At 39.7% G+C, this 7,304-nt stretch carries 4 protein-coding genes and 3 pseudogenes; 5 read left to right on the top strand and 2 right to left on the bottom strand.

What is annotated here, in order from left to right; translation table 11 throughout:
• Window positions 1-122: 122 nt before the first annotated feature.
• The 5 genes and pseudogenes from G4417_RS17705 to tnpA all read left to right on the top strand — a co-directional run.
• A pseudogene (locus G4417_RS17705) lies at window positions 123-808 on the top strand (SDR family oxidoreductase).
• Window positions 809-850: 42 nt separating this feature from the next.
• Window positions 851-1,207, top strand: coding sequence for a VOC family protein (locus G4417_RS05345; protein WP_020993711.1), 357 nt, complete (start codon window positions 851-853; stop codon window positions 1,205-1,207).
• A 69-nt stretch (window positions 1,208-1,276) separates the two neighbouring features.
• Window positions 1,277-1,639: pseudogene (locus G4417_RS17480) on the top strand (YccF domain-containing protein).
• Between the two features lie 807 nt (window positions 1,640-2,446).
• On the top strand, window positions 2,447-3,979 hold the full coding sequence (ltrA, locus tag G4417_RS05335; RefSeq protein WP_202048491.1) for a group II intron reverse transcriptase/maturase: 1,533 nt from the start codon (window positions 2,447-2,449) through the stop codon (window positions 3,977-3,979).
• An 80-nt stretch (window positions 3,980-4,059) separates the two neighbouring features.
• Window positions 4,060-4,479, top strand: a pseudogene (tnpA, locus tag G4417_RS05330) (IS200/IS605 family transposase); the annotation flags it as partial.
• Window positions 4,480-4,622: 143 nt separating this feature from the next.
• Here the strand turns inward: tnpA and G4417_RS05325 are convergent.
• Together G4417_RS05325 and G4417_RS05320 are read right to left on the bottom strand one after the other, a co-directional pair.
• Complete coding sequence (locus tag G4417_RS05325) at window positions 4,623-5,837, bottom strand: IS256 family transposase (protein ID WP_173682800.1); 1,215 nt, start codon at window positions 5,835-5,837, stop codon at window positions 4,623-4,625.
• A 147-nt stretch (window positions 5,838-5,984) separates the two neighbouring features.
• Window positions 5,985-7,211, bottom strand: coding sequence for an HNH endonuclease (locus G4417_RS05320; protein ID WP_173682801.1), 1,227 nt, complete (start codon window positions 7,209-7,211; stop codon window positions 5,985-5,987).
• Window positions 7,212-7,304: the final 93 nt, after the last annotated feature.

Below are 7,304 nucleotides of genomic sequence, written 5' to 3'. Positions count from 1 at the left end.
AAGAACCGCGGGACACGCGGGGATAGCCTGTTTTAGCTTTGCCCTGAAGGGCAATCGAGCAGGAAGCCCCCATTTCAAAATCTGTAAGATTTAAGTGGCGAGAGCATGTCACAAATAAAGTAGTGATTGTGACGGGAGGCGCACAGGGCATTGGAAAGACTATTGCAGAGGAATTTCAGAAGCAAGGAGCCCTTATCTGCAGCATTGATAAACAGCCTGGAGTTTACTTTACCGGTGATCTTGCACAGCAGGATACATTGGAGAAATTTGCTCAAAAGGTGATTACTGAATATGGTCATGTGGATTATCTTATCAACAACGCATTACCGTTGATGAAAGGAATTGACAACTGCTCTTATGAAGAATTCAATTATGCATTAAAAGTAGGTGTTACGGCACCGTTTTATCTGGCCAAACTATTTCAGCCATATTTTCTGAAGGAGCTGCCATTGTCAATATTTCATCTTCCCGTGACCGCATGAGTCAACCTCAAACAGAAAGTTACACCGCAGCAAAAGGCGGAATTTCAGCATTAACTCATGCGTTGGCAGTCAGCCTTGCAGGAAGAGTACGAGTCAATTCAATCTCTCCGGGATGGATAGATACTGACTTTACCGAATATACAGGAGCAGATGCAGTGCAGCAGCCAGTTCATCGTGTGGGAAATCCCATGGATATTGCCAATATGGTACTGTTTCTTTGTTCTGAAAAAGCAGGCTTTATTACAGGTGAAAATATCTGTATTGACGGTGGTATGACAAAACAAATGATTTATCATGGTGATTGTGGGTGGAGATTTGACATCTAAGTCACGTATTAGAAACACAAAATGTACAAAAGGAGAAGAACTATGAAATTTAAGATGATTCACGAAAATTACAATGTATCAGATTTGGACCGATCTATTAAATTTTACAACGAGGCCCTTGATTTGCACGAAGTGAGAAGAAAGACTACCGATGATTTTATTATTGTGTATCTGAGCAACGATGTAAGTGATTTTGAGTTGGAACTTACCTGGCTTAAAGATCATCCACAGCCGTATAATCTGGGTGAATGCGAATTCCACTTGGCATTCAAGGCAGAGGATTATGAGGCAGCGCACAAGAAGCACGAAGAGATGGGGTGCATTTGCTTCGAAAATGAAGCGATGGGAATCTATTTCATTGTAGATCCAGATGGATACTGGCTTGAGATTCTGCCGTAAAGCTGGTTGAGAAATCGTAGAAATCATGTTGATCAGATTTTCAGAGGACTTTAAGGGGGATGTGTTGTCATGAGAACTATAGGTAATATCCTTTGGTTTATATTTGGAGGATTGCTGGGTGGACTAGCATGGGTTTTTGCAGGATGCATATGGTGTATTACAATTATTGGAATTCCGGTAGGCCTGTAATGCTTTAAATTTGCAACGTTGGCATTCTGGCCGTTTGGAAAAGAAATCGTGTATGGAAATGGTATGTTTTCATTCTTGGTAAATCTCATATGGATTGTATTTTTTGGTTGGGAAATGGCGCTTGGAAATCTGATAGTTGGTTGTATATGGTGTATTACGATAGTTGGAATTCCGTTTGGAAAGCAGTTTTTCAAGATGGCAAGACTTTCTTTCATGCCATTTGGTGCCAGTGTGATAGGGTAGAATACAAAAATTTAAGGCGTCAGTGGAGTATTCCACTGGCGTTTTTATTGTTAGGGCAAAGCCCTGTTTGCCATTGTGGAGTTTTTCGCTGATCCGAAAAACGGAGCTTTGGAAAACAAATAAACCACCTGCTATGCAGGTGAGTCAGCATTGCTTCAGCTTACAGAAAAAAACCTCCGGTGGTATAATTAATGTAGGTTCGCCAACCGCACTAATATACACAGGAGGTATCCATATGGATAATAATAGTTTATCACATACAAAGTGGAATTGTAAGTATCATATTGGTGCGACCTGCGGTCGTTGCTTGAAGTGCGCGCATGCGCTATCACCTCCATTCGTGATATTCCTACCACGAAATGCCTAGTAAGTGATGAAAGGTGTGAAGCAGTGGGACAATGCGGGTAAATGGAATTCACATCCACCCAACCGCTAGGAATTGATGCACACGGCTAACATATGTGAACCATTGTAAGGGTCGTGATACTTGAAATGGTGAAAGTGACTGATACACCATTACCAAAACGGTTAGAGGGCGCGGGCTGGCGGTTTCGATATGCGCTGAGCCGAATGGACGAAGCACCTCCGGCCTAAAAGATGGAGCCTAAATGCATCGCAATAATTCAAGCAATGGAACTGGGAAACCCTTTTGTGCTCCTTTCACAGGTAGGTTAATCGTAAGAAAAATACAATGCACAGGAGGAATGGATGCCAGAAGAAGCGAATGCTGTTGTGTAATGCAACAGATAGGGATTCAAACTTTGTCCCATCCGAAAGGAGGCAGACGTCTGGCGCGGGTCTAATCATATGAAAGACTGGGAATCTATGAATGCACAAAGTTCAATGACGCCACCTGCGAGGACAATGCAGACATACAGAAGACCGAAATGGAAAGAGATTAACTGGAAACAGGCAGAACTGTATGTTAATAGACTACAAGTACGGATTGTGAAGGCAGTACAGGCTGATAAGTGGAGACTTGTAAAGAGACTCCAAAAGTTAATCACAAATTCATTTTATGCAAAAGTCCTGGCAGTTAAGAGAGTGATAACAAACAAAGGTAAAAATACACTTGGAATTGATGGAGACATCTGGTCGACAGACGAAGACAAAATCCAGGCAGTTTACAACCTTACAACTTCTTCATACAAAGCAAAGCCATTGAAGAGAACTTATATCGAAAAGTATGGAAAAAAGGAAAAACGTCCACTAGGGATACCAACTATGACCGACAGAGCCATGCAGGGTTTACAACTGCTGGCTCTTGCCCCGATAGCAGAAACAACAGCAGACAAGGTTTCCTTTGGATTCCGGCAAAACAGATGTGCACAGGATGCAATGGAATATATGTTCAAACTCCTGTCAAGAAAAACTTCTCCGGAATGGATTTTGGAAGGTGACATTAAAGGATGCTTTGATAACATCAGTCATGACTGGATGTTGGAAAATATTCCAAGTGATAAAAGAATAATGAGGCAATTCTTGAGATGCGGCTATGTAGAGAATAAGAGATTATTCCCCACAACAGAAGGTAGCCCCCAGGGAGGGCTGATCAGTCCGACCTATGCAAATATGACATTGGATGGACTTGAAAGACTATTACTTGAAAGATACAGTACGAGCAGTACAGGGCATTATCACCCGAATTACAACAAGCATAAAGTACACCTATGCCGCTACGCTGATGATTTCATTATAACAGCAGACTGCAAGGGAGTTCTTGAAGATGTTAAACGAGTGGTTGAAGAGTTCATGAAAGAGCGGGGGTTGAAACTATCAGAAGAAAAAACGGCTACTACAAATATAAATGACGGCTTCGACTTTCTGGGATGGAATTTCAGGAAATTCAAAGGCAAACTTCTGATTCAACCGTCGACTAAATCTAAGAAGAAAATCACGAAAAAGCTTAGCCAGACAGTGAGGTATTATCGTGAGTCAAAACAAGAGCTTTTGATTGTAAAACTAAATCAGATAACAAAAGGATGGGCAGAATACCACCATTGCGTCTGCGCAAAAAGCACATTCGCTCTCATAGACCATAGACTCTGGGAGATGCTATGGAAATGGGCCAAACGAAGAAATCCGAAGAAATGTAATAAATGGGTGAAGAACAGGTATTGGCATCCAAAATGTGGAAGACAATGGTCATTCGGAACAGACACGATTGTTCTCTATCAAATGATGGACATGCCGATAGTAAGGGTAAAATCACTGGATTTGAATAAAAATCCTTTTTTGAACAGCGATTACTTCATAAAGCGGAAAAAGGAGCATGAAATGAAGCGAAAATTAGCATATCAGAAAAGTACAGCCGTACGTAGTGAATACTATGTGTCATAGATGTGTGAGCGGAATGCGGTGAAAGTTGCACGTTCCGTTCTTAGGGGAGGGACGGCCAGTAATGTCCGTCTCTTACCCGACTTTTTGCACCAAAATATAGAAGAAAAGTAGCATATGGAAAAATCAGACAGGATATAGCAGATATTTTAAGTATGTTATGCAAAAGAAAAGATGTAAAAATTGTTGAAGCAGAGATATGTCCAGATCATGTACACATGTTGGTAGAAATTCCGCCGAGCATAAGTGTGTCGTATTTTGTAGGGTACTTAAAAGGAAAAAGTACATTAATGATATTCGAAAGACATGCAAATCTGAAGTACAAATATGGAAACAGACATTTCTGGTGTCGTGGATATTATGTGGATACGGTAGGGAAAAATGCAAAAAAAATACAGGAATATATAGCAAATCAGTTATAGGATGATCTGGAATATGATCAAATGACACTGAAAGAGTATATTGACCCGTTTACGGGTGAGCCAGTAAAACGTAACAAATAAAGATAAGCCTGAAAGGGCTTTGTAGGTAAATGATGTTGCGATTGGCGAACCTATTTCGATGAGTCTTTAGACTCCAGTGCCGGCCATAGACCCTTATAGGGTCAAAGCAAACCACCGGCTAAGCCGGTGGTCGTGATTTTCTCTTACAGATAAGCAGTAAGCCGTTCTCCGTAAAGGACTATCAGCTGATTCAATACCTGATCCCAGTTCCGGTATCTCTGCGTCCACTTTTTGACTACGTTCTCGCTGGCAAGATACAGCATCTTTTCCAATGCAGAATCGCCTGGAAATACGCTTTTCGTTTTCGTGACTTTCCGATACTGGCGGTTCAATCCTTCTATGATATTTGTCGTGTACATAATGCATCTGATATCATTAGAAAACTGGAAAAAGGAACTTACATCTTCCCAATTATTTTCCCAGTTACTGATCGCGTACGGATATTTCTTCCCCCATTTTTCTTTCATGTTCTCCAGCTCTGTTAAAGCGGCTGTTTCGTTCGGAGCATTGTACACTTCTTTGAAATCCGAGGAAAACTTTTTCAGATCATTATAATTTACATATTTGAAAGAATTGCGTAGCATATGGATCACACATCTCTGGATCTCTGCCTGCGGATAAACTGCCTGAATAGCTTCTTTAAAACCCGGAAGACCATCCACGCAGAAGAAAAGGACATCTTTTACTCCGCGGTTCTTAAGATCATTAAGCATCCCAAACCAGAACTTGCTGGTTTTATTTGCGCCTACTGTGATGCTGAGGATATCTTTGTATCCCTCCACTGTAACGCCAAGAACTACATACGCAGCACGACTCAGGATCCTGCCATCCTCACGTACTTTATAATGGATACAGTCCATAAAGACAAACGGATAAACCGGGTTCAGAGGACGGGACTGCCATTCCTTAACCTGAGGAAGTATCTTGTCTGTGATCTTGCTGACCATTTCAGCTGATAGCTCAATCCCATAAAGATCCTGGAGCTGGTCGTGGATGTCACGTGTACTCATACCACGGGCATATAAAGATATCACTTTTTCCTCAATCCCGGAAATATCTCTCTGGTATTTAGGGATGAGTTTTGGTTCAAACTCACCGTTACGGTCTCTTGGTACGTCGATTTGAAATTCACCGTATTGACTCTTTAAGTTTTTTGTAGAATGACCATTTCTTTTATTATCTGTCTGTAGATCTCCCTTATGGTTTTTCTCGTAGCCAAGAGTTGCATCCAGTTCTGCCTCCATCAGCTCCTGCAGGATATCCTTGAAACTGTCTTTCAGAAGCGTGTATATATCTGCAACGCTATTAATGTTGTTTTCTGAGATGATCTGTCGAATTTGTTCTTTTGCAACTGCCATAAAAAATACTCCTTTTCGATAAGAATTGTCATATCTGAATTCTTACCAAAAAGGAGTTATTTTTTACCAAAAACACAAACTATTTTACACTACCGATGAATGGTAGAAAAGCATGATACCTCAATATCTGAGATATCATGCGTGCTATTATTTATACATTTTTAATAGTTCGGCATAAGTAATGTAAATACCAACACGTGCAAGAAGATCTTTTCGACGCTCATATAATGGCTTAAGTATTATTTCGATATCCTTTCCGTAATGCACCTGGTTATGACATGTACTACAGAGCGATACGATGTTTTCTTCGATATCTAAAGAAACATCAAAATCGTCAGAATATGCCATCGGAACAAGATGGTGCGGTTCAGTATATGGCAAATCATCTTTTTTTCTTATAAAGGTCTGGTGCTGTGCATCAATCTCACATGTGTAATTTGCAATTTTCAAGGCTTTTAGTGAAACCTTTTTGTCTCGTGGGAAAGTTGTTGTTTGAGATTGAGTAACAGCAGAAATTTTTTTCTTTGGTTTACCAGTATAAGAGACTTCTTTGGTTGGCTTTGTGATTTTAGTTGATGAAATTTCATCAATTAATTTTTGGTCGGCTCCTGCTTCGTGAGAACGTTTATCAACACTTACTTTTTTTAATTTGCGTTGTTGTTTAGATAAACGAAGTCCTTTTATTTTAATGAGTCCGCTTAAGCTATTGTCTTTCTCTTCGATGAAATTACTAATACTGGCATTTTCTATATCTTTTACTCTTGTTGGAGAAATAAGTCCCACTGTTTTAGCAAATTCAGGTACATCAGCTGCAGAAATACGGATTTGATTTTTTCGTGGATTTCCTCCTGTGATGCGATCCCTTGACTTGTTAATTGAAGCGGTTATTTTCAGACTTTTTAATACGTTAATGATTAGATCTGAACAAAGAGGATGTCTTTCGTCCAGAGAAAGCATTCGGGTATGTTTGTCCAAAGAACTACGCCCATCGAATGCTCCAGTAATAAAAGCACATCTTACTTTTTCTGAAGCTATCATAATGTGTTCAGAGAAAGTTTCTATGAGATTTTCAGGCGTTTTTATTGTAGCAGAACTGACTAAAAAAACAAAGCCTTGCTTATTTGGTTGCATGTATTTTTTGTAATTATCATCTGTTTTTTTTATAAACTTTGCATACATACCAGAAAGTATTTTTTTGAGAGAGTTCTGATGTGATTGTAAATCAGTAGATGTTACTTTGCCGGGATTGTGAATGACAGGCAATAACCAGGCGGATTGTTCTTCATTATAAGAACAGGCGGATACAATTCCCCCTAATATATAAGCTGTCTGTTCAGATAAGGGTGTTTGGATGTTTTCAAGTAGAAAACTCATAATATCACGCTCCTTTTAAATATAGTATAAAAATCTATATTAATTATAACATATAAAATCAAAAACTGTACAAAAAGAAGAATATTATATCAT

The sequence above is a fragment of the Blautia wexlerae genome (assembly GCF_013300825.1).
In the GTDB taxonomy this organism is placed as follows: domain Bacteria; phylum Bacillota; class Clostridia; order Lachnospirales; family Lachnospiraceae; genus Blautia_A; species Blautia_A wexlerae_B.
This window is presented reverse-complemented; position numbering and strand designations above follow the sequence as displayed.

Coding starts and splice junctions, on each gene's coding strand:
- G4417_RS05345 (WP_020993711.1), top strand. CDS start 851: ATGAAATTTAAGATGATTCACGAAAATTACAATGTATCAGATTTGGAC.
- ltrA (WP_202048491.1), top strand. CDS start 2,447: ATGAAAGACTGGGAATCTATGAATGCACAAAGTTCAATGACGCCACCT.
- G4417_RS05325 (WP_173682800.1), bottom strand. CDS start 5,837: ATGGCAGTTGCAAAAGAACAAATTCGACAGATCATCTCAGAAAACAAC.
- G4417_RS05320 (WP_173682801.1), bottom strand. CDS start 7,211: ATGAGTTTTCTACTTGAAAACATCCAAACACCCTTATCTGAACAGACA.